The 22,505-nt window shown below is 73.2% G+C and carries 12 protein-coding genes; 7 read left to right on the top strand and 5 right to left on the bottom strand.

Going from position 1 to position 22,505, the window contains the following annotated elements; genetic code table 11:
* Nucleotides 1-30: 30 nt before the first annotated feature.
* Entirely contained in the window at nt 31-1,203 is a 1,173-nt protein-coding gene (locus AB0K43_RS12460) for an Ig-like domain-containing protein (RefSeq protein WP_363638700.1), read from the bottom strand.
* Between the two features lie 277 nt (nt 1,204-1,480).
* On the bottom strand, nt 1,481-2,674 hold the full coding sequence (locus AB0K43_RS12455; RefSeq protein WP_363638698.1) for an Ig-like domain-containing protein: 1,194 nt from the start codon (nt 2,672-2,674) through the stop codon (nt 1,481-1,483).
* Nucleotides 2,675-2,927: 253 nt separating this feature from the next.
* On the opposite strand from AB0K43_RS12455, the gene glgX reads away from it, so the two are divergent.
* From glgX to AB0K43_RS12440, 3 genes are read left to right on the top strand one after another with little or no spacing between them, the layout of a single operon-like run.
* Nucleotides 2,928-5,189 (top strand): glycogen debranching protein GlgX, encoded by a 2,262-nt coding sequence (gene glgX / locus AB0K43_RS12450; RefSeq protein ID WP_363638696.1) that lies wholly within the window; start codon nt 2,928-2,930, stop codon nt 5,187-5,189.
* A 43-nt stretch (nt 5,190-5,232) separates the two neighbouring features.
* Complete coding sequence (locus tag AB0K43_RS12445) at nt 5,233-7,095, top strand: ABC transporter ATP-binding protein (protein ID WP_363638694.1); 1,863 nt, start codon at nt 5,233-5,235, stop codon at nt 7,093-7,095.
* A complete protein-coding gene (locus AB0K43_RS12440) occupies nt 7,092-8,921 on the top strand; it encodes an ABC transporter ATP-binding protein (RefSeq protein WP_363638692.1) in 1,830 nt (609 codons plus the stop codon). The genes AB0K43_RS12445 and AB0K43_RS12440 overlap by 4 nt, the downstream gene beginning before the upstream one ends.
* Before the next feature lie 53 nt (nt 8,922-8,974).
* Here AB0K43_RS12440 and AB0K43_RS12435 read toward each other — a convergent pair whose 3' ends face one another.
* The 3 genes from AB0K43_RS12435 to glgP all read right to left on the bottom strand — a co-directional run bounded on the left by AB0K43_RS12435 (nt 8,975) and on the right by glgP (nt 13,536).
* The gene (locus tag AB0K43_RS12435; RefSeq protein WP_363638690.1) at nt 8,975-10,087 is read right to left on the bottom strand and encodes an AAA family ATPase; all 1,113 of its coding nucleotides are present in this window, start codon (nt 10,085-10,087) and stop codon (nt 8,975-8,977) included.
* On the bottom strand, nt 10,084-10,740 hold the full coding sequence (pnuC, locus tag AB0K43_RS12430; RefSeq protein WP_363638688.1) for a nicotinamide riboside transporter PnuC: 657 nt from the start codon (nt 10,738-10,740) through the stop codon (nt 10,084-10,086). The genes AB0K43_RS12435 and pnuC overlap by 4 nt, the downstream gene beginning before the upstream one ends.
* A 75-nt stretch (nt 10,741-10,815) precedes the next feature.
* Entirely contained in the window at nt 10,816-13,536 is a 2,721-nt protein-coding gene (gene glgP, locus AB0K43_RS12425) for an alpha-glucan family phosphorylase (protein ID WP_363638686.1), read from the bottom strand.
* A gap of 996 nt (nt 13,537-14,532) precedes the next feature.
* Between glgP and AB0K43_RS12420 the strand changes: the two genes are divergently transcribed.
* The 4 genes from AB0K43_RS12420 to glgB all read left to right on the top strand — a co-directional run bounded on the left by AB0K43_RS12420 (nt 14,533) and on the right by glgB (nt 22,440).
* Nucleotides 14,533-16,488, top strand: a complete 1,956-nt coding sequence (locus tag AB0K43_RS12420) for an alpha-1,4-glucan--maltose-1-phosphate maltosyltransferase (protein ID WP_363638797.1) — start codon at nt 14,533-14,535, stop codon at nt 16,486-16,488.
* Nucleotides 16,485-18,188, top strand: a complete 1,704-nt coding sequence (gene treS / locus AB0K43_RS12415) for a maltose alpha-D-glucosyltransferase (protein ID WP_350638035.1) — start codon at nt 16,485-16,487, stop codon at nt 18,186-18,188. Before AB0K43_RS12420 ends, treS begins: the two co-directional genes overlap by 4 nt.
* A 281-nt stretch (nt 18,189-18,469) precedes the next feature.
* The gene (locus AB0K43_RS12410; protein ID WP_363638684.1) at nt 18,470-19,930 is read left to right on the top strand and encodes a maltokinase; all 1,461 of its coding nucleotides are present in this window, start codon (nt 18,470-18,472) and stop codon (nt 19,928-19,930) included.
* 35 nt (nt 19,931-19,965) lie between these two features.
* The gene (gene glgB / locus AB0K43_RS12405; RefSeq protein ID WP_363638682.1) at nt 19,966-22,440 is read left to right on the top strand and encodes a 1,4-alpha-glucan branching protein GlgB; all 2,475 of its coding nucleotides are present in this window, start codon (nt 19,966-19,968) and stop codon (nt 22,438-22,440) included.
* Nucleotides 22,441-22,505 lie beyond the last annotated feature (65 nt).

Here is a 22,505-nt window from a genome sequence, read left to right as displayed (position 1 = left end):
CGGCCGGGCCGCACGGGCCGTACGGGGTGGCTACCAGCTGCCCCAGGCGACGTTCCAGCCGCTCAGGCCGTTGTCCGGGGAGACCTGCTTGCCCTTGGAGTTCACGATCTTGACCACGTCACCGACCAGCGAGCCCGACCAGAACTTGCCGGCGGTGGAGGAGTCGTCGCCGCCCTTGCCGTCCTGCATCGAGATGCAGCCGTGGCTGGCGTTGGACTTGCCGAAGGCGCTGCTCCAGTAGTTGCCGTGCACGTAGGTGCCGCTGTTGGTGAGCCGCATCGCGTGCGGGACGTCCGGGACGTCGTACTCGCCACCGACCACGTTGGCGACCGTGGCGGAGTTCATCCGGGTCACCTTCTCCTTGCTGGAGACGACCATGGTGCCGTTCCACGACGGGTTGTCGTCGTTGCCGGCGGTGATCGGGATGGTCTGGGTCGAGCCGTCGCCCTTCTTGACCGTCATCTGGTGGCTGGCCGCGTCCGCGGTGCTCACCTGGTAGCGGCCGATGGTGAAGGGCTCGTCCTTGTCCACGTCGCCGTAGACGCCGGGCGCGACCTCGACACTCTTCAGGCGGTAGTGGATGGTGACCTTGGTGCCCGGCTTCCAGTACTCGGCCGGACGGAAGTCCAGCCGCTGGGTGCCGAACCAGTGACCCTTGACGGTGGTGCCGTCGGAGGCCTCGAAGGTGATGCCCTGGGTCACCGCCTCCTTGTTCTTGATCGGCTTGCTGAAGGCCACCGAGACGATCATCCCGACCCCGTAGGTGCCGTTGTCGGAGATGTTGTCGTTGGTCGCCGCGGTCTTCGCCGGGGTCAGCGTGGTGAAGGTGCTGGTCGACGCGGCCTCCAGGCCGGCGTCGTCCTTGGCCTGCGCGTTCACCTTGTAGACCATGCCGACCGCGAGCGTGTCGGTCGGCTTCCAGCTCAGGCCGTCCGCCGCGATCGCGCCGGCCACCGCCTTGCCGTTCTTGTCCGTCACCTCGACGTTGACCAGCTTGCCGCTGGCCACCGTGACCTGGAGGCCGTTCGGGGCGACGTCGGTGCTGCCGTCCTTGGGCGTGACGGTCAGCTGCGCCGTCGAGACCTTGGCGGGTGCGGCCGCGGTCGTGGACCCGCCGCCCTGCGCCCCGCCGCCGGAGCCGCCGTCGGCCGAACCCCCGCCCGAGCTGCTGCACGCCGAGCCGAGCAGCAGCACGCTGCCCATCAGCACTGCGACCCCGGTCTGCCGGACGGTCCGTCCGGCCGTCCCCGTGTTTCTGCGTATTGCGGCGTCGGCCGCCTGAACCGGCTTCACGTCGGTCTGCTCCCCTCCCGGTAACCCAAGCGATTACACGCGCCGCCACCCGGTCAGGTTGCACCGGGAGGCGAAGTTCTTTCGCGCTGCCCGCTGGGCAGGGACCCCGGATCGGCGCGGGAGGTCAGGATAACTGGCCCGTCCGAGTGAATCTTCGAGGGGCGGTGGGTGCCGGTTCGGTGAATGATCATCCAGTGTTCAGCGCGCTCCCCGCGGTCCACTGCGCCCAGCCGAGGTTCCAGCCGTTCAGGCCGTTGTCCGGCGGCACCCGGTCGCCGGCCGAGCCGCGCACCTCGACCACGTCACCGGTGATGGTGTGCTCGAAGAACCAGCCGGCCGGGGAGTCCGCCGAGCCGCCCTTGGCGTCCGGCAGGCCGATGCAGCCGTGGCTGGTGTTGGCCGTACCGAAGATCGTCCGCGGTGACCAGTAGTTGCCGTGCACGAAGGTGCCGGAGGCGGTCAGCCGCATCGCGTGCGGCACGTCCTTGATGTCGTACTCGTCCCCCAGCCCCACGGTCTGCGAGTTCATCCTGGTGACCTGGAACTTCTCCGAGACCACCAGCGCCCCCAGATAGGTGGTGTGCTCCGGGCTGCCGGCACTGACCTTCAGGGTGCGCAGCACCTGGCCGTCCTGCCGCACGGTCATCGTCCGGCTGTCCAGGTCGACGGTGCTGACCTGGGAGCGGCCGACCGTGAAGCGCACCACCTTGGACTGGGTGCCGACGTACCCCGGCGCGCCCTGCACGCCCTGCAGCCGCAGGGTCAGCACCACCCGGGTGCCGGCCGCCCAGTACTTCTGCGGGCGCAGGTCCAGCCGCCGGGCGCCGAACCAGTGGCCCACCACCGGCACCGGCGGGTCCGCGGTCACCGTCACCGCCCGCTCGACCGCCGCCCGGTCGGTGATCGCCCGGGTGAAGCGCAGCGAGACCGGCATGCCGACCCCGACGGTGGAGCCGTTCTCGGGGGTGAAGAAGGCGACGAAGCTGCGGTCCGGCGTCCGGGTGGCGAAGGCGACGTGCTGGGCCGCCGCCAGTCCGGCGGCGTCCTCGGCCACCGCGTCGAGGGTGTACGGGGTGGCGAGCGCGAGCCGCCCCTGCGGGCTCCAGCTGCGGCCGTCGGCGCTGATCCGGCCCGGCACCTCGGTGCCCTGGTCGTCGGCCAGCCGCACGCTGCGCAGCCGCCCCTCGGACACGGTCACCCGCACCGGCCCCTCGGCCGGGATCTCCTGGGCGCCGTCGCCCGGGGTCACGGCCAGCTGCGCCCGCGAGACCGGCGGCGGCGCGGGCGCCGGGCCCGCCGCGTCACCGGACGGCCGGGCGGCCGGGCCGCCGCACCCGGCCAGCAGGCACAGTCCGAGGGCGGCCGCCCGTCGTGCCCACACCCTTGCTCCGGGATGCATCCCGGCCCTCCCCTGGTCCGCTGCCCGGGCCGCGACCGGCCCGACAGCGGGCATAACGACCGCATCGGGACGGGGACACGTGGGAACGATCCCCTTCACCGGACGCCGCCAGGGCTCACTGCGGGACACAATCGGTCACAGTCCGTCACGGGGCGCTCCGTCACGTGACGGGGGCATCCGATCAGGGAACAAGAGGAGAGCGGGGAAGGGACCCCCGCGCTGGGAGGGTGCGGCGATGACGGCGTGGCAGGAGCTGGACACGGGGACGAGCCCGGGCGCACCGCGCCCGGTGGCCGACCGGCCGAACGGCACGGCGCCCCACCCGGCCCCGCCCGACCCCTGGCCGGGCAGCTGGCAGCCGCTCGGAGCCCGGTTCCGCACCGACCTGGAGGGCGGCCGGGGCACCAACTTCGCCCTCTGGGCGCCCGCCGCCGAGGCCGTGGAGCTCTGCCTCTTCGACGAGCGGGGCCAGGAGAGCAGACACCGCCTGGCCGAGCAGACCTTCCAGACCTGGCACGGCTACCTGCCGGGGGTGCTGCCCGGCACCCGCTACGGCTACCGCGTGCACGGCCGGTGGGACCCGTGGACCGGCGCCCGGTGGAACCCGGCGAAGCTGCTGCTGGACCCCTACGCACGGGCCGTGGACGGCCACTACACCGCCCACGACGCCACCTGCGCCGCCGTGCGCAACTGGCCCGAGCGCGAGGTCGCCGACACCGTCCGGGACAACCGCGACTCGGCGCCGTACGTCCCCCGCGGGGTGGTGGTGCACGACGACGACGACTGGTACGACGACCACCGGCCCAAGACCCCGTGGGCCGAGACGGTCCTCTACGAGCTGCACGTACGCGGCTTCACCATGCGCCACCCCGAGATCCCGCCGGAGCTGCGCGGCACCTACGCGGGCCTGGCGCACCCGGCCGCGATCGCCCACCTGACCGGCCTCGGCGTCACCGCGGTGGAGCTGCTGCCGGTCCACCACCACGTCAGCGAGGACCACCTCCAGCAGCGCGGCCTGGTCAACTACTGGGGCTACAACACCCTCGGCTACTTCGCCCCGCACGCCGGGTACTCCTCCGCCGGCAGCCGGGGCCAGCAGGTCGGCGAGTTCAAGCGGATGGTGCGGGCCCTGCACGCGGCCGGCATCGAGGTGATCCTCGACGTGGTCTACAACCACACCGCCGAGAGCGGGATCATGGGCCCGGCCCTCTCGCTGCGCGGCATCGACAACGGCGGCTACTACCGCCTCGACCGCAGCCGCCGCGGCTACGCCGACTACACCGGCTGCGGCAACACCCTGGACACCCGGCAGCCGCACACCGTCCGGCTGATCACCGACTCGCTGCGCTACTGGGTCACCGAGATGGGCGTGGACGGTTTCCGCTTCGACCTGGCCTCCGCGCTCACCCGGGGCAGCGACGGGGTCGAGATGCACCACCCGTTCCTCGGCGCCGTCTCGCAGGACCCGCTGCTCAGCCGGGTCAAGCTGATCGCCGAGCCCTGGGACGTCGGCGCCGGCGGGTACCAGGTCGGCGGCTTCCCGCCGCTGTGGGCGGAGTGGAACGACAAGTACCGCGACACCGTCCGGGACTTCTGGCGCGGCGCCCGGCCGGACGTCCGCGAGCTCGGCTACCGGCTCTCCGGCTCCTCCGACCTCTACCAGCGCGGCGGGCGCCGCCCGTACGCCTCGGTCAACTACGTCACCGCCCACGACGGCTTCACCCTGCGCGACCTGGTCTCGTACAACCAGAAGCACAACGAGGCCAACGGCGAGGACAACCGGGACGGCACCGAGGACAACCGGTCCTGGAACTGCGGCGCCGAGGGCGGGAGCACCGACCCCGAGGTGCTGGCGCTGCGCGCCCGCCAGTTGCGCAACCTGCTGACCACCCTGCTGCTGTCCACCGGCGTCCCGATGCTCACCGCCGGGGACGAACTCGGCCGCACCCAGCTCGGCAACAACAACGCCTACTGCCAGGACGACGCGACCAGCTGGCTGGACTGGTCGCTGCTGGAGCAGCCCGAGTGGCGTTCGCTCGCGGAGCTGACCGGCCGGCTGATCGGGCTGCGGCGCCGGCACCCGGTGCTGCGGCAGCGGGCCTTCTTCTCCGGCCGGGCCGCCGTCCCCGGCGGGCAGCGGGACCTCGCCTGGTTCACCGGCACCGGCCGGGAGATGACCGAGGCCGACTGGTTCACCCCCACCGCCGCGCTCGGGATGCTGCTGTCCGGCTCCGCGATGTCCGAGCGCGACCAGCACGGCTGCCCGCTGCGCGACGACAGCTTCCTGCTGCTGCTGAACGCGGGGCCGCAGGCGGTCTCCTTCACCCTCCCGGGCGAGCCCTGGGCCTCGGCCTACCGGACGGAGGTGGACACCGCCCGGGACGACCTGCCCGAGGACCCGCACCCCGCGCTGACCTCGGTCACGCTGGCCGGGCGCTCCTGCCGGCTGCTGCGGGCCGTGGACGACCTTGGCCGGTTCCCGCCGACAGGCGCGTAAAACCGGATGAGAAATGTCAGGGTCACGGCCTACCCTCTCCGCGATGGCCGAGAACGAGCAGACCGCGCAGACCACCGACGGCCCTGACGAACCGTCGGTGAGCAGACCCGACCCCGCCGCAGGGCCACCGCACCGGTCCACGGCGCGCTCCCTGCTGCGCCTGTGGCCGTACGCCCGCCCGGCCCGCTGGCAGCTGGCCGGGGCGGTGGTCGCCGCGCTGGTCGCCTCGGTCAGCGTGCTGGGCGTCCCGATCGTGCTGCGCCGGATCGTCGACGGGCCGATCGCCCACCGCGACCTGGCCGGCCTGTGGGCGCCGGCCGGGGTGCTGCTGCTGCTCGGGCTGGTCGAGGCGGGCCTGTTCGGCGTCCGCCGGGTGATCGTGGCCCGGCCGCTGGCCCGGGTCGAGACGGCGATGCGCGGCGACCTCTACGCCCGGCTGCAGCGGCTGCCGGTCTCCTTCCACGACCGGTGGTCCTCCGGCCAGCTGCTGTCGCGGGCCACCTCCGACATGTTCACCATGCGGCTGTTCCTGGCCTTCCCGCTGGTCTTCCTGATCGTCAACACGATGGTCTTCCTGACCGGCACCGTGCTGATGTTCACGCTGAGCTGGCAGCTGGCGCTGATCACCCTGGTGCCCGCGGTGCCGCTGATGGTGCTCACCCGGTACTTCGAGAGCCGGTACGCCGCCTCCGCCCGGCTCGCCCAGGACCAGAACGGCGACCTGGCCACCGTGGTCGAGGAGTCCATCCTCGGCATCCGGATCCTCAAGGCCTTCGGCCGCCACCGCGCGATGGCCGAGGAGTTCGGCGGGCACAGCCACCGGCTGCGTACCACCGAGCTGCGCAAGGCCGACCTGCTGGCCAACCTCTGGGCAGTGATCGTCGGCCTGCCCGAGCTGGCGCTCGGCTGCGCGCTGGCCGTCGGCGCCGTCCAGGTCGCGCACGACGACCTGTCCGCGGGCACCCTGGTCGCCTTCCTGTCCACCGCCCTCGCCCTGCGCTGGCCGGTCGAGTCGCTCGGCTGGCTGCTCGCGTACGCCAACGAGGCGGCCACCGCCACCGACCGCTACTTCGAGGTGATGGACGAGCCGGAGCCGTTCGAGCACGCCTCGGGCCTGGCCCCGGTGGCCGACCGGGGCATCCGGTTCAGCGGGGTCCGGTTCCGCTACCCCGACGCCCCCGCCGACACCCCCGACCTGCTGGCCGGCATCGACCTGCACATCCGGCAGGGCGAGACGCTCGCCCTGGTCGGCGCCACCGGCAGCGGCAAGACCACCCTCACCGCGCTGCTCCCCCGGCTGTACGAGACCAGCGGCGGCTCGATCACCCTGGACGGCCGGGACATCCGGGACATCCCCCGCGAGCAGCTGCGCCGGATGGTCTCGATCGCCTTCGAGGAGCCGACCCTGTTCTCCGCCTCGGTCCGCGACAACGTGCTGATGGGCGCCCCCGGGGCCGGCCCCGAGCAGCTCGCCACCGCGTTGGCCACCGCCCAGGCCGGGTTCGTCGACCGGCTGCCGGGCGGCGCCGACACCCAGGTCGGCGAGCAGGGCCTGAGCCTGTCCGGCGGCCAGCGCCAGCGCCTGGCGCTGGCCCGCGCCGTGGTCGGCGATCCGGCCTTCCTGGTCCTGGACGACCCGCTGTCGGCGCTGGACGTGCACACCGAGGCCCTGGTCGAGCGGGCGCTGCGCGAGGTGCTCGCGGGCACCACCGCGCTGGTGGTCGCCCACCGCCCGAGCACCGTGCTGCTGGCCGACCGGGTCGCGCTGCTCGCCGACGGGCGGATCGCCGCCGTCGGCACCCACCAGGAGCTGCTGAAGAGCTCCCCCGCCTACCGCGAGCTGATGTCCGGCACGGCCGCCGAGGAGCTCGATGCCCAGGAGCTCGAAGGGAGTGTCCGGCGATGACCACCACCCTGGAGCCGACCGAGGAGCTGGAGGAGCTACCGCCCCCGGCACAGGACGAGGAGGACATCCCCGTCCCGCCCGGCGCGGCCCGCGCCCTGCTCGGCGCCCTGCTCGGCCCGCACCGCCGTCGGATCGTGCTGGCCATGCTGGTGATCCTGATCCAGCAGGCGGCGCTGCAGAGCGGCCCGCTGCTGGTGGCGCTGGCGATGGACCGCGGCATCCCGGCGCTGCGCGAGAACGACGGCGGCCCGCTGATCGCGGTCATCTCCGCGTACCTGGGCTGCGCCCTGCTCTCCACCTACCTGCAGCGGCTGTTCATCCGGTACAGCGCCCGGATCAACCAGGACGTCCTGCTCGACCTGCGCGGCCGGATCTTCCGGCACGCCCAGCGGCTCAGCCTGGACTTCCACGAGCGCTACACCTCGGGGCGGATCATCTCCCGGGCCACCAGCGACGTGGACGCGCTGCGCGAGCTGCTGAACGAGGGCCTGCAGGAGCTGCTCTCGGTGGCGCTGTCGGTCAGCTTCATCTCGGTGGTGCTGATGGTGATGGACTGGCGCCTGGGCCTGGCCGCGCTGGCCTCCTTCCTGCCGATGTACCTGATCGTCCGCTCCTTCCGGCGGCGCTCGCTGCGGGTCTACCGGCGCTCCCGGACGGCCGTCGCCTCGGTGATCGTGAAGTTCACCGAGACCATGAACGGCATCCGCCCGGTGCAGGCCTTCCGCCGCGAGGAGGCCAACGACGAGGCCTTCGACGCCGTCAACCGGCAGTCCGCGGCCGCCACCGCCGACGGCCTGCTGGAGATGGCCCGCTACGTCGGCTTCTCCCGGGCCACCGCCAACACCTGGATCACCGGCGTCGTGGTGCTCGGCGCGTACCTGGTCACCGAGGGCAGTCTGGAGCTGGGCGTGCTCACCGCCTTCGTGCTCTACCTGCGCCGGCTCTACGACCCGATCGACCAGCTGGCGATGTTCCTGAACAGCTACCAGTCGGCGGCCGCCGCCCTGGAGAAGATGGCCGGGCTGCTGGCCCACGAGCCGTCCGTGTCCGAGCCCGCCGCCCCGCTGGCGCTGCCGGCCGCGGTCGGCACCGGCCGCGAGGTGGCCTTCCGGGAGGTCAGGTTCGCCTACCGGACGGGCAAGGAGGTGCTGCCGGTCTTCGACCTGGTGCTGCCCGCCGGGCGGACCACGGCCGTGGTCGGCGCGACCGGTGCGGGCAAGTCCACCCTGGCCAAGCTGCTGGCCCGGTTCTACGACCCGACCGACGGCCGGATCACCCTGGACGGCACCGACCTGCGCGAGCTGGCCACCGCCGACCTGCGGCGCAATGTGGTGATGGTGACCCAGGAGTCCTTCCTGTTCTCCGGCACGGTCGCCGAGAACATCGCGGTCGGCCGCCCGGACGCCACCCGCGCCGAGGTCGAGGAGGCCGCCCGGGCGATCGGCGCGCACGAGTTCATCGCCGCCCTGCCGGACGGCTACGACACCGACGTGCGCAAGCGCGGCGGCCGGATCTCGGCCGGCCAGCGCCAGCTGGTGGCGTTCGCCCGGGCGCTGCTGGCCGACCCGGCGGTGCTGATCCTGGACGAGGCGACCAGCTCGCTGGACGTGCCGGGCGAGCAGGCGGTGCAGCGCGCCATGCGGACGGTCCTGGCCGGCCGCACCGCCGTGATCATCGCGCACCGCCTCTCCACGGTGGAGATCGCCGACCGGGTCCTGGTGATGGAGCAGGGCCGGATCGTCGAGGACGGCGCCCCCGCCGACCTGATCACCGACCGCGGCCGCTTCGCCGACCTCCACCGGACCTGGCAGGACAGCCTGGTGTGACCCGGGGCCGCGCGGAGCGCGCGGTACGGCGCCCGGGCCAGGTCCGACCGGCCCTAGCCCGGTGGGTCGGCCAGGGGGACGCCCTCGGCGAGCAGACGGTCGACCGCGGCCAGGGCGAGGCGCAGGCGCTCCTCGCGGTCGCCGGTCAGTTCCAGCCAGGGGGTGGTACCGGCCGCCAGGGTCTCCCGGAAGCGGCCGGTCATCCAGGGCCGCAGGTGCTCGCCGTCGCGCAGCCCGTCGTCGTGGAACGGCACGCCCTGGTCCGAGGTCAGCAGGTACAGCGCCCGGGGCGACAGCCCGGCGGCCAGGGTGCGCACGGGTTCGGTGACCGCCCCCCGGTAGCGCTCCTGCCAGACCGTGGTGGCGAGCGCGTCGGTGTCGCAGACCAGCACCGGCCCGCCGGCCCGGGCGGCCCGCTCCTCCGCCTCGCCCTGCCGCCGGCAGACCAGCTCGAAGTCGGCGTCGTCCCACTCCAGGTCGAAGACGGTCGGCGCCGGCCGGCCGGGCGCGGCCGTCGCCCGGGCCACGGCCAGCTTGGCCGCGGTCAACTCCCTGCCGTACTCCGGCACCCAGCCGGTCGAGGCGTGCGGGCCGCCCCGGGCGCGCAGCGCAGCGGCGAGGTCCCGGGAGAGCGTGGTGGTGCCGGTGGACTCGGCGCCCAGCACCACCACCCGCCGGGCGAACCAGGCCCGCACCGGCGGCTCCAGCTCCGGCCAGTGGCCGGCCGGGTCGGCCCGCACCGCGGTGCCCGAGACCGGGAAGGTCTCCCTCGCCCGGTCCAGCACCACCGGCGCGGCCCCGAACCGCCGGGCCAGCTCCACCCCGTACGGCTCCGAGCTGAACACCGCCGTCACCGGCCCGGCGGCCGGCGCCTGGGCCACGCCCGCGCGCATCAGCGCGACCTGCGCGGCCCAGACCTCCGCGCTCTCGTAGTCGACCGGCAGGTTGTCCACCACGCCGGTCACCCGGACCCGCGGCTCGCCGGCCCAGGCCTCGGCCACCCAGGCGAGGCGGGCGGCCAGCGGTATCGACTCCCGGTCGGCGGCCATCACCACCACGGTGACCAGCTCGCAGGCGTCGGCCGCGGCCCGGATCAGGAAGTGGTGGCCGGCGTGCGGCGGGTAGAACTTGCCGATCACCAGGCCGTGTCCGAAGCGCGCGCTCATGCCGGCACCACCGGCAGGCGCGGGGCGGCCAGGTCGCGGTGCCAGGCCCGCAGGCCGAGCCCGCACATGGCCAGGAAGAGCAGGTAGACCAGCGCCGTGAGGTCCAGCGACCGGCTCAGGTAGAGCGGCACGTAGACCAGGTCGGCGGCGATCCAGAAGTACCAGGTCTCGATCCGCCGGGTGTTCAGCAGCCACTGCGCCGCCAGCGAGAGGGCGGTGGTGAGGGCGTCCCAGAACGGCGCGCTGTCACCGGCCCGGGTGAGCAGCACGGTGAGCCCCCAGGTGGCCGGCGCCAGCAGCGCGGCCAGGGTCAGCACGGTCCCGGCCCCGGCCCGCCGGAAGGCCGGACCGGCGGCGCCGTCCGGGCGGCCGCGCAGCCACTGCCACCAGCCGTGCGCGCCGAGCGCCAGGAAGACCAGTTGCAGGGCGGCGTCGGCGTAGAGCCGGGCGCCCGCGAAGAGCACCAGGAAGAAGAGGTTGTTGGCGATGCCGACCGGGAAGTTCCAGATCCTCGCCCGCACGGTGAGCCAGACGCCGGCCGCGCCGGTGGCGAAGCCGAGCAGCTCCGCCCAGGTCACCTCGTCCTGGCCCACGTGGCAGAGCACGGTGGTGAGCGGCGCGGTGAGCTCGCTCAGGTAGTCGCTGATGGGCACGGTCCCTCCCGGTCATTGCGTCAGAGTGACGATAATGACCGCGGAGGGACCGCGCAACCATGATTCAGCCGGTGGTCACCGCAGGATGCCCGCATCCATACCGACCGCCTCCGCCGGGAGGGCGATCAGTCCGAGCTCGGCCGGGGAGGCCAGCCGCGGGTGGGCCGGCAGGACCCGGACGGTGTAGCCGAACGGGCCCGTCCGGGACAGCTCCAGCGAGCCCTCGTAGCGGCGCCGCCCGTCCAGGTCGGGGCCGCCGGCCGGCTTGAGGGCGAGCGCGACCGCGTCGGAGATGCCGTCGCTCTCGTCGACCTTGCCGGAGACCACCTGCACCTCGACGTCGGTGGGCTGGAGCGGCCCGAGCGAGACCTGCACCCGCAGGGCCAGCGTGCTGCCGAGTTCCTGGGCCTCGTCCGGGCCGTCGGCCTCGACGTGCTCGACCCGGACGGCCGGCCAGGCCTGCCGCACCCGCGCCTTCCACTCGGCGAGCTCCCGTGCACCGGGGTACGAGGGCCCGTCGGGCTCGGCCGCGGCCAGCTCGCGCTGGGCGTCGGCCGCCGGGGCGTAGAGCCGCTCGACGTACTCGCGGACCATCCGGCCGGCCAGCACCTTCGGGCCGAGGGTGACCAGGGTGTGCCGGACCATCGAGATCCACCGGTGCGGCAGCCCGTCCGCACCCCGGTCGTAGAACCGGGCGGCGACCTGGTGCTCGATCAGGTCGTAGAGCGCGGCGGCCTCGATGTCGTCCCGCTTCTCCGCCTCGGCGCTCTCCGGGTCGAGCCGGCCGAGCCCCGAGCTGTCGGCGGTGGGGATCGCCCAGCCGTTCTGACCGTCGTACCACTCGTCCCACCAGCCGTCCAGGATGGACAGGTTGAGGCAGCCGTTCAGGGCCGCCTTCATTCCGGAGGTGCCACAGGCCTCCAGCGGGCGCAGCGGGTTGTTCAGCCAGACGTCGCAGCCCGGGTAGAGGTGGGTCGCCATCGCCATGTCGTAGTCCGGCAGGAAGACGATGCGGTGCCGGACCGCCGGGTCGTCGGCGAAGGCCACCAGCTGCTGGATCAGCCGCTTGCCGCCGTCGTCCGCCGGGTGCGCCTTGCCCGCCACCACGATCTGCACCGGCCTGGTCGGGTGCAGCAGCAGCGACCGCAGCCGCTGCTGGTCGCGCAGCATCAGGGTCAGCCGCTTGTACGAGGGGACCCGCCGGGCGAAGCCGATGGTGAGCACGTCCGGGTCGAGCGCGGCCGAGACCCAGCCGAGCTCGGCCTCACCGGCGCCGCGCTGGCGCCAGGAGGCGCGCACCCGGCTCCGGGCCTCCTCCACCAGCTGGGCCCGCAGGCTGCGGCGGAGCTCCCAGATCTCGGCGTTGGCGATCCGCTCCAGCCCCGTCCAGCGCTTCTCCTCGCCGATGGTCATCGCGTCCTCGGCCCGCTGCAGGCCGATCTCGCCGGCACCGAGCCGGACCACCGCCGGGTCGATCCAGGTCGGCGCGTGCACCCCGTTGGTGACCGAGGTGATCGGCACCTCGGCGGCGTCGAAGCCCGGCCACAGGCCGTTGAACATCGCCCGGCTGACCTCGCCGTGCAGGGTGGAGACGCCGTTGGCCCGCTGGGCCAGCCGCAGGCCCATGGCGGCCATGTTGAACAGCTTGGGATCGCCGTCGGCCCAGGTCTCGGCGCCGAGCGCGAGCACCTGCTCGACCGGCACGCCGGCCAGCGCGGCGTCGCCGCTGAAGTGCCGGGCCACCAAGTCCCGGTCGAAGCGGTCGATGCCGGCCGGGACGGGGGTGTGGGTGGTGAACAGAGTGCCGGCCCGGACCGCCTCCAGTGCCGCGGGGAAGTCCAGCTCCGGCTGCCCGGCGGGGGCGCCCTCGACCGGCTTCTCGCCGGCACCGACCAGCTCGCGGATCCGCTCCAGGCCGAGGAAGCCGGCGTGGCCCTCGTTGGTGTGGAAGACCTCGGGGGCGGCGTGCCCGGTCAGCCGGCAGTAGCTGCGCACGGCCCGGACGCCGCCGATGCCCAGCAGTATCTCCTGCATCAGCCGGTGCTCGCTGCCGCCGCCGTACAGCCGGTCGGTGACGTTGCGCTCGGCCGGGCCGTTGGGCTCGATGTCGGAGTCCAGCAGCAGCAGCGGGACGCGCCCCACCTGGGCCTTCCAGATGTGCGCGGCCAGGCTGCGGCCGGCCGGCAGGGCCAGGTCGACCCGGCAGGGGGTGCCGTCCGGCTCGCGCAGCAGGCTGACGGCCAGCTCGTCCGGGTCGAGCAGCGGGTAGCGCTCCTGCTGCCAGCCGTCCCGGGAGAGCGACTGGCGGAAGTAGCCGTGCCGGTAGAACAGACCGACGCCGATGATCGGCACGCCCAGGTCGCTGGCGGCCTTGAGGTGGTCGCCGGCCAGGATGCCGAGCCCGCCGGAGTACTGCGGCAGCGCGGCGGCGATGCCGTACTCGGGCGAGAAGTAGGCGATGGCGGCCGGCAGCGGGCCCGAGCCGTCGCCGGGCGGCAGGGCGGACTGGTACCAGCGCGGGCCGGTGAGGTAGTCGCGGAGGTCGTCCGCGAGGTCGCCTAGCCTGCGCAGGAACCGCCGGTCGGCGGCGAGCGCGGACAGCCGGGCCGCCGGCACCTCGCCGAGCAACCGGACCGGGTCCTCCCCGACGGCGGCCCAGACCTCCGGGTCGACCGAGCGGAACAGCTCCCTGGTCTCGGGATGCCAGGACCAGCGCAGGTTGAGCGCCAGTTCGTGCAGCGGCTGGAGTTGCTCGGGCAGGACAGTGCGGACGCTGAATCTGCGGATTGCCTTCACGACCTGAAGCGTAGACCCCGAGGCGCGCCTGAAGGAGCGTCAACTACCGTATTGCGCACCCGTTCGGTCCATTGGTGAGATCGCATTGGGCGCACTCCGGCAGACGGGGGGCGCAGGGGGCGCACGGCGGGCGGAGGGCGCGCCCTGGGCGCGTAAACACTTGGGAACAGCTGCATGTCGGCTGTCTGATTTGCCCCCGTTCATCGTCCGAAACCGCATGCATACCGGCTCCTAGGACTTGCCGGTGGTGCGAGGATGCACAAAGGTCGTTGGTGCCGCGGGAAGTGCGAGCCGGTTGGCGCACCCCGCTGCTCCAGGTCCGGGAATGCCTCGTTGGCGAACCGTCATCCTCACCCTCCTTCCTTAGCCCGTTCGGCCCTCAACTGCGGCCTCAGCGCGTGTCCTCGCCCCTGCTCCGCTCGTTTCCGGTTGGGTTGGGTCACCTCGGGGCGTGTCCCGAGTGGCGCGCGCCGGGACGCGCGCGGCCGCTCGGGCGCGGGCCGCGGTCGCGGGCCGGTGGGCAGGTTGCCGGGCGCGTCGGTGCGGGCAGGCTTCCGGTCGCACGTCCTTCCTCAGCCAGCAGTTCCCCCGGCACTCCCCGGCCACCGGCCCGCGGGAGCCGCCGCCGATCTCGGGCAGGAGTTTGGCATGCACGGCGACACGCGGGACCAGTCCATCTCGCCGTCGGGCTCACCCGACACACCGTCAACCACGGAGCCGCCCTTGCCCGCCCCGCGCGGCGGCGGCCCGGGCGCCGCGACCGGCGCCGCCGCCCCGGCCCGCCGGGCGCCGCGCAAGACGGCGGCCGCCGCGGCGGCCCCCACCCGGCCGGTCACCGCGCGCACCACCACGACCAGGACCGGCACCGCGAAGAGCAGCGCCACCGGCACCAGCCCGGCGAAGACCGCCCCGAAGAAGACCGGCACCGCGAAGGCCGCGCCGGCGGGATCCACCCCCCGCCGGGCGGCGGCCCGCAAGACGACAGAGAGCGACACCGTGATCGGCCGCATCCCCGTCCTGGACGTCTCCCCGCTCGTGGACGCCGGTCGCCGCCCGGCCAAGGCGGTGGTCGGGGAACGCTTCCTGGTCAGCGCCACGGTGTTCCGCGAGGGCCACGACGCGGTCAACGCCAACGTGGTGCTGCGCGACCCCCGCGGCCGCAGCGGCCCGTGGACCCCGATGCGCGAGCTGGCCGAGGGCACCGACCGCTGGGGCGCGTACGTCACCCCGACCGCCGAGGGTCGCTGGTCGTACCTGGTCGAGGCGTGGAGCGACCCGGTGGCCACCTGGCGCCGGCACGCCGCGGTGAAGCTGCCGGCCGGGATCGACACCGCGCTCGTCCTGGAGGAGGGCGCACAGTTGCTGGAGCGCGCCGCCGCCGGAGTGCCGAAGAAGGACGGCCGGGCCCATGTGCTGGCCGCCGTGGACGCGCTGCGCGACCCGGGCCTGCCCACCCTCAGCCGCTACGCGGCCGCACTGGCCCCGGAGGTGTCGGCGCTGCTGGCCCGCTTCCCGCTGCGCGAGCTGGTCAGCGCCTCCCGCCCGCTGCCGCTCCAGGTGGACCGGCAGCGCGCGCTGTACGGCGGCTGGTACGAGTTCTTCCCGCGCTCCGAGGGGGCCGTGGTCGACCCGTCCGGGGTCGCGGCGCCGGTCTCCGGCACGCTGCGGACCGCCGCGGAGCGGCTGCCGGCGGTCGCCGCGATGGGCTTCGACGTGGTCTACCTGCCGCCGGTGCACCCGATCGGCCGAGCCTTCCGCAAGGGCCCGGACAACACCCTGACCGCCGGTCAGCACGACGTCGGCTCGCCCTGGGCGATCGGCTCGCCGGAGGGCGGCCACGACGCCGTCCACCCGGACCTGGGCACCATCGAGGACTTCGACCACTTCGTCGCCGAGGCCGGCGCGCTGGGCCTGGAGGTCGCCCTCGACTTCGCCCTCCAGTGCTCGCCCGACCACCCGTGGGTGAACAAGCACCCCGAGTGGTTCTCGCACCGGGCCGACGGCACCATCGCCTACGCCGAGAACCCGCCCAAGAAGTACCAGGACATCTATCCGGTCAACTTCGACCAGGACTTCGACGGGATCGTCAAGGAGACCCTGCGCATCCTGAGGTTCTGGATGACCCACGGGGTGCGGATCTTCCGGGTGGACAACCCGCACACCAAACCGGTCAGCTTCTGGGAGAAGGTGCTCGCCGACATCGCCCGGACCGACCCGGACGTGGTGTTCCTGGCCGAGGCCTTCACCCGCCCGGCGATGATGCACACCCTGGGCAAGGTCGGCTTCCACCAGTCCTACACCTACTTCACCTGGCGCAACACCAAGCAGGAGCTCACCGAGTACCTGACCGAGCTGAGCGGTGAGGCCGCCGCGTACATGCGGCCGAACTTCTTCGCCAACACCCCGGACATCCTGCCCGACTTCCTCCAGCACGGCGGCCCGGCGGCCTTCGCCGTCCGCGCCGTGCTGGCCGCCACGCTGGCTCCCAGCTACGGCGTGTACGCCGGCTTCGAGCACTACGAGAACGATCCGGCCCACCCGGGCTCGGAGGAGTACCTGCACTCCGAGAAGTACGAGCTGCGCCCCCGGGACTGGACCCGGCAGGACACCCTGGCCCCGCTGCTCACCGCACTGAACCGGCTGCGCCGCCGGCACCCCGCCCTGCAGCAGCTGCGCGACCTGCGCTTCCATCCGACCGACAACGACCAGGTCATCGCCTACTCCAAGTCCGCGACCACCGAGGACGGCATCGAGGACCACGTGATCGTGGTGGTCAACCTGGACCCGAGGCATGCCCAGGAGGCGACCGTCACCCTCGACGGCGACCACCCGATCACCGTGCACGACGAGCTCACCGGTGCCACCTACACCTGGGCCCGGCACAACTACGTCCGGCTCGACCCGTCCGCCGGGCCGGCCCACCTCCTCACCGTTCGGAGGCATCCTCAGTGACAGTCAACGAGCCCGTCCCCGACACCTTCGCCGAGACACCGAGCAAGGACCGGGACCCGGACTGGTTCAAACGCGCGGTCTTCTACGAAGTCCTGGTGCGGTCCTTCCAGGACAGCAACGGCGACGGGGTCGGCGACCTCAAGGGGCTCACCGAGAAGCTGGACTACCTGCAGTGGCTGGGCGTGGACTGCCTCTGGTTGCCGCCGTTCTTCGCCTCCCCGCTGCGGGACGGCGGCTACGACGTGGCGGACTACAAGTCGGTGCTGCCCGAGTTCGGCGACCTGGCCGACTTCGTCGAGTTCGTGGACGCCGCCCACCTGCGCGGGATGCGGGTGATCATCGACTTCGTGGTCAACCACACCAGCGACCAGCACCCGTGGTTCCAGGCCTCCCGCAACGACCCGGACGGCCCGTACGGCGACTTCTACATGTGGGCCGACGACGACAAGCAGTACCCGGACGCCCGGATCATCTTCGTCGACACCGAGACCTCCAACTGGACCTACGACCCGGTCCGCAAGCAGTACTTCTGGCACCGGTTCTTCTCCCACCAGCCGGACCTGAACTACGACAACCCGCGGGTCGAGGAGGAGGTGATCGCGGCCCTGCGGTTCTGGCTGGACCTCGGGATCGACGGCTTCCGGCTGGACGCGGTGCCGTACCTGTACGCGCGCGAGGGCACCAACTGCGAGAACCTCCCGGAGACCCACGAGTTCCTGCGCCGGCTGCGCAAGGAGATCGACGCGGACTACCCGGACACCGTGCTGCTGGCCGAGGCCAACCAGTGGCCGGAGGACGTGGTCGACTACTTCGGCGACTTCGCCTCCGGCGGCGACGAGTGCCACATGGCCTTCCACTTCCCGGTGATGCCGCGGATCTTCATGGCGGTCCGCCGGGAGTCCCGCTACCCGGTCTCCGAGATCCTCGCCAAGACCCCGGACATCCCCTCCGGCTGCCAGTGGGGCATCTTCCTGCGCAACCACGACGAGCTGACCCTGGAGATGGTCACCGACGAGGAGCGCGACTACATGTACGCGGAGTACGCGAAGGACCCGCGGATGCGGGCCAACGTGGGCATCCGCCGCCGGCTCGCGCCGCTGCTGGAGAACGACCGCAACCAGATCGAACTGTTCACCGCCCTGCTGCTCTCGCTGCCCGGTTCGCCGGTGCTCTACTACGGCGACGAGATCGGCATGGGCGACAACATCTGGCTGGGCGACCGGGACGGCGTCCGGACCCCGATGCAGTGGACGCCGGACCGCAACGCGGGTTTCTCGTCCGCCGACCCGGGCAGGCTCAGTCTGCCGCCCATCATGGACCCGGTGTACGGCTATCAGGTGACCAACGTCGAGGCACAGCAGAGCAGTTCGAGTTCGCTGCTGCACTGGACGCGTCGCATGATCGAGATCCGCAAGCTCAATCCGGCGTTCGGCCTCGGCAGCTACACCGAGCTGCCCTCCAGCAACCCCGCGGTGCTGGCCTTCGTGCGCGAGTACGAGGGCGACCTGGTCATGTGCGTGAACAACTTCTCGCGGTTCGCGCAGCCGACCGAACTGGACCTGCGGCGGTACGGGGGGCGCTACCCGGTCGAGCTGATCGGCGGCGTGCGCTTCCCGTCCATCGGCGAGTGGCCGTACCTGCTCACCCTGGCCGGCCACGGCTTCTACTGGTTCCAGCTCCGCAAGCCCGGCGCGAAGTAGCACCGCCCTCGAAGTAACGATCCATCAGGCCCCACAGCACCTACCCTCCGGGGGCGCGAGAGCTCCACCCCGCGCCCCCGGAGGCCTCTGCACCACCGCGTACGGAGAACAGCCCAACGGCCACCCACACTATGGCGTGACACCCGAGCCCCGCTCGCGTGCCGTCGCCGCCGCGCCGCCGAAATCCGGAAGACTGACGGACCCGGCCAGGACCCGTCGGGCAGTCCGCCCGCTTCCGGGGAAAGGGAGTCATGTCCGAAACCTCCCGTTCTCAAGCCCAAGTGCACCGCGACACGCCCGACGGCGCCCCCGGGCCCGTCGGTACGCGCGGATCCGGGGCCCGGAGAACAGCCGCGGGGGTCAGCGAGCTGGTCCATGCCGCGCTGCCGCTGATCGCCGACTGGCTCCCCACCCAGCGCTGGTACGCCGGCAAGGGGCGGGCCATCACCGGGCTGACCCCGGTGGTCGGCACCCCCCTGCAGGTCGGTGACCCGGCGCTGCTGCACCTGCTGCTGCGGGTCGAGCAGGGCACCGGGCCGGCCGCCCAGGGCGACATCTACCAACTGCTGCTCGGCATCCGCTCGCACGAGCCGGGCGGCATCCCGCCCGGCGCCGTGCTGGGCCGGCTGCAGGGCACCACCTACGACGGGGCGATGCTCTACGACGCCGTGCACGACCCGGAGCTGACCGGCCGGCTGCTGGAGCACCTGGCCACCGGCGACCGGTTCGGCCCGCTGTCCTTCCGCCGCACCCCCGGCCCCGGCCTGCCCGGCAACCTGCCCGGCCGGGCCTCCACCGCCGAGCAGTCCAACAGCTCGGTGATCTACGGCACCGCCTTCATCCTCAAGCTGTTCCGCCGGATCAGCCCCGGCACCAATCCGGACCTGGAGCTCTCGCTCGCCCTCTCGCGGGCCGGCTCCACCCGCATCCCCCGGGTGGCGGCGTGGTTCGAGAGCCGGCTGGAGCGATCGGAACCGGCCACTCTCGGCCTGCTCCAGCGCTACCTGCCGGACGCCGAGGACGGCTGGGAGCTCGCGCTCGACCAGGTCGCCCGGCTCAAGGGCGACCCCTCCCCCGGTAACTTCGCGATCGAGGCGCACCGGCTCGGCCGGGCCACCGCCGAGGTGCACCGGGTGCTGGCCAGGTCGATGCCCACCGACCGGCTCGACCGGGAGCGGATCGCCCGGCTGGCCGGCGCGATGGCGGACCGGCTGGACAGCGCGGTGGCGGCCGTCCCCGGCCTGCTGCGCTACCGCTCGGCGCTGCGGGCCGCCTTCCAGCAGCTCACCGCCGACCACCTGGACGGCCTGCAGGTCCAGCGGATCCACGGCGACCTGCACCTCGGCCAGGCCATGCGGACCCCGCACGGCTGGGTGCTGCTGGACTTCGAGGGCGAGCCCGCCAAGCCGCTGGCCGAGCGCCGGCTGCCGCAGCCCGCGCTGCGGGACGTGGCGGCGATGCTCCGCTCCTTCGACTACGCGGCCGCCCACCTGCTGGCCGGCGCCCCCGGCACCGACCCGGAGCTGGCCCACCTGGCCGCGGCCTGGGCGGCCCGCAACCGGGCCGCGTACTGCGCCGGGTACACCGCGGGCGGCGGCACCGACCCCACGGCCGCACCGGAGCTGATGCGCGCCCTGGAGATCGACAAGGCGGTCTACGAAGTGGTGTACGAGGCCCGCCACCGGCCCAGCTGGCTCCCCATCCCGCTGGCCGCCATCAACCGCCTGGCCCTCACCGTCTGACCCCCGCACAACCACCGCCGCAGGAGGATCCCGTCGTGACACCGCTCGGCCCGAAGCCCGACCGCACCAACCCCGCCGTGCCCGCCACCTTCCTGCCCGAGCGGGGCACCCCAGCCCGGGCGGGTCGGTCGCGGGCGGCCGGGGCGGCTCGGCGGACCGAGCCGTCCGACGGCCGGCCCGCGGCCCAGACCGGACCGGCGCCCGCCGGACGGCAGGCGCCGCCGTCCGCGCCCCGGCCGCCGGCCCGGCGCTCCGCAGAGCCCGAGCCCGCCGAGCCCGCCGACCGGCCGGTCGCCCAGGCCCGCCCGGACTCGGTGCTCCGGCTGCCGGAGGCACCACTGCCGCCGGCCGAGGTCGACCGGCTGGTGTCCGGCGGCCATCACGACCCGCACGCTCTACTGGGCGCGCACCCCACCCAGGGCGGCACCGCGATCCGGGTGCTGCGCCCGTTCGCCGAGCGGGTGCTGATCGAGACCGAGCACGGCCCGGCCGAGCTGACCCACCAGCGGTCCGGCCTGTTCACCGGCCTGCTGGCGGGCGAGGACTTCCCGGCGTACCGGCTGAAGGTGTCCTACCCGGGCACCGGGCTGCTGCCCCAGGAGGACGGCTACCGGGCCGCCCCCACCCTCGGCGAGCTGGACCTGCACCTGATCGCCGAGGGCCGGCACGAGCAGCTCTGGCGGGCGCTCGGCTCGCACGTCCGCGAGGTCGGCGGCGTGCGCGGCACCACCTTCGCCGTCTGGGCGCCGAACGCCGTCGGGGTGCGGCTGATCGGCGACTTCAACCACTGGGACGGCACCGGCCACCCGATGCGCTCGCTCGGCTCCTCGGGCATCTGGGAGCTGTTCGTGCCGGGGCTCGGCGAGGGCACCACGTACAAGTACCAGATCCGCACCAAGCAGGGCTGGGTGCTGGAGAAGGCCGACCCGCTGGCCCGGGCCGCGCAGTGCCCGCCGGACACCGCCTCGGTGGTGCACACCTCGCACTACGAGTGGGGCGACGCCGAGTGGCTGGCCCGGCGGGCGGGCTCGGTGCACCACCGCGCGCCGATGTCGGTCTACGAGCTGCACCTCGCCTCCTGGCGGCCGGATCTCACCAGCTACCGCGAGATCGCCGCCGAGCTGCCCGGCTACCTGGATCGACTCGGCTTCACCCACGTCGAGTTCATGCCGGTGATGGAGCACCCGTTCGGCGGCTCCTGGGGCTACCAGGTGTCCGGCTTCTACGCACCGACCGCCCGGCTCGGCAGCCCGGACGACTTCAAGCACCTGGTCGACACGCTGCACCGGCACGGCATCGGCGTGATCGTCGACTGGGTGCCCGCGCACTTCCCCAAGGACGACTTCGCGCTCGCCCGGTTCGACGGCGAGCCGCTCTACGAGCCCGCCGACCCGCTGCGGGCCGAGCACCCGGACTGGGGCACCCTGGAGTTCGACTACGGCCGCACCGAGGTGCGCAACTTCCTGGTGGCCAACGCGGTCTACTGGTGCGAGGAGTTCCACATCGACGGCCTGCGGGTGGACGCCGTCGCCTCGATGCTCTACCTCGACTACTCCCGCGAGGGCGGCGGGTGGACCCCGAACCAGTACGGCGGGCGGGAGAACCTGGACGCGGCCGCCTTCCTTCAGGAGATGAACGCCACGGTCTACCGGCGCTGCCCCGGGGTGATCACCATCGCCGAGGAGTCCACCGCCTGGGACGGCGTCACCCGCCCCACCGACACCGGCGGCCTCGGCTTCGGGCTGAAGTGGAACATGGGCTGGATGCACGACTCGCTGGTCTACATGTCCAAGGAGCCGGTGCACCGCAAGTACCACCACAACGAGATCACCTTCTCGATGGTGTACGCCTACTCGGAGAACTACATCCTGCCGATCTCGCACGACGAGGTGGTGCACGGCAAGCAGGCCCTGGTCGCCAAGATGCCCGGCGACTGGTGGCAGCAGCGCGCCAACCACCGGGCCTACCTCGGCTTCATGTGGGCCCACCCGGGCAAGCAACTCCTCTTCATGGGGCAGGAGTTCGCCCAGGGGGCGGAGTGGGACCACGAGCACGGCCCGCAGTGGTGGGTGCTCGCCGACGACTGGCCGGCCGCGGCCGAGCACCAGGGCGTCCAGCGGCTGGTCGGCGAGCTCAACCGGGTCTACCGCGCCACCCCCGCGCTGTGGGAGCAGGACAACACCCCCGACGGCTTCCGCTGGCTGGACGGCGGCGCGGCCGAGGACAACCTGCTCTCCTTCGTCCGGTACGCCGCCGACGGCACCCCGCTGGTCGCGGTCTGCAACTTCGCGCCGGTGGTCCGGCGCGGCCACCGGGTCGGCCTGCCCCGGCTGGAGGGGCGCGAGCAGCTCTGGCAGGAGGCGCTCAACACGGACGCCGCGCGCTTCGGCGGCAGCGGTGTGGCCAACTCCCGCCCGACCAAGGCCGAGCCCGTCGCCTGGAACGACCAGCCCCGCAGCGCCGAGCTGATCATCCCTCCGCTCGCCACCGTCTGGCTCCGCCCGGCCTGATCGCGCGCAGGCCCGGGCCCGCCGGTGGCGGCGGGCCCGGGCCCTTCGCCCCTTGCTTCCATCGG

Source organism: Kitasatospora sp. NPDC049258, from assembly GCF_040678895.1.
Classification (GTDB): Bacteria; Actinomycetota; Actinomycetes; order Streptomycetales; family Streptomycetaceae; genus Kitasatospora.
Note: the sequence above shows the minus strand (reverse complement) of the source record. Positions and strands in the feature narration are given on the sequence as shown.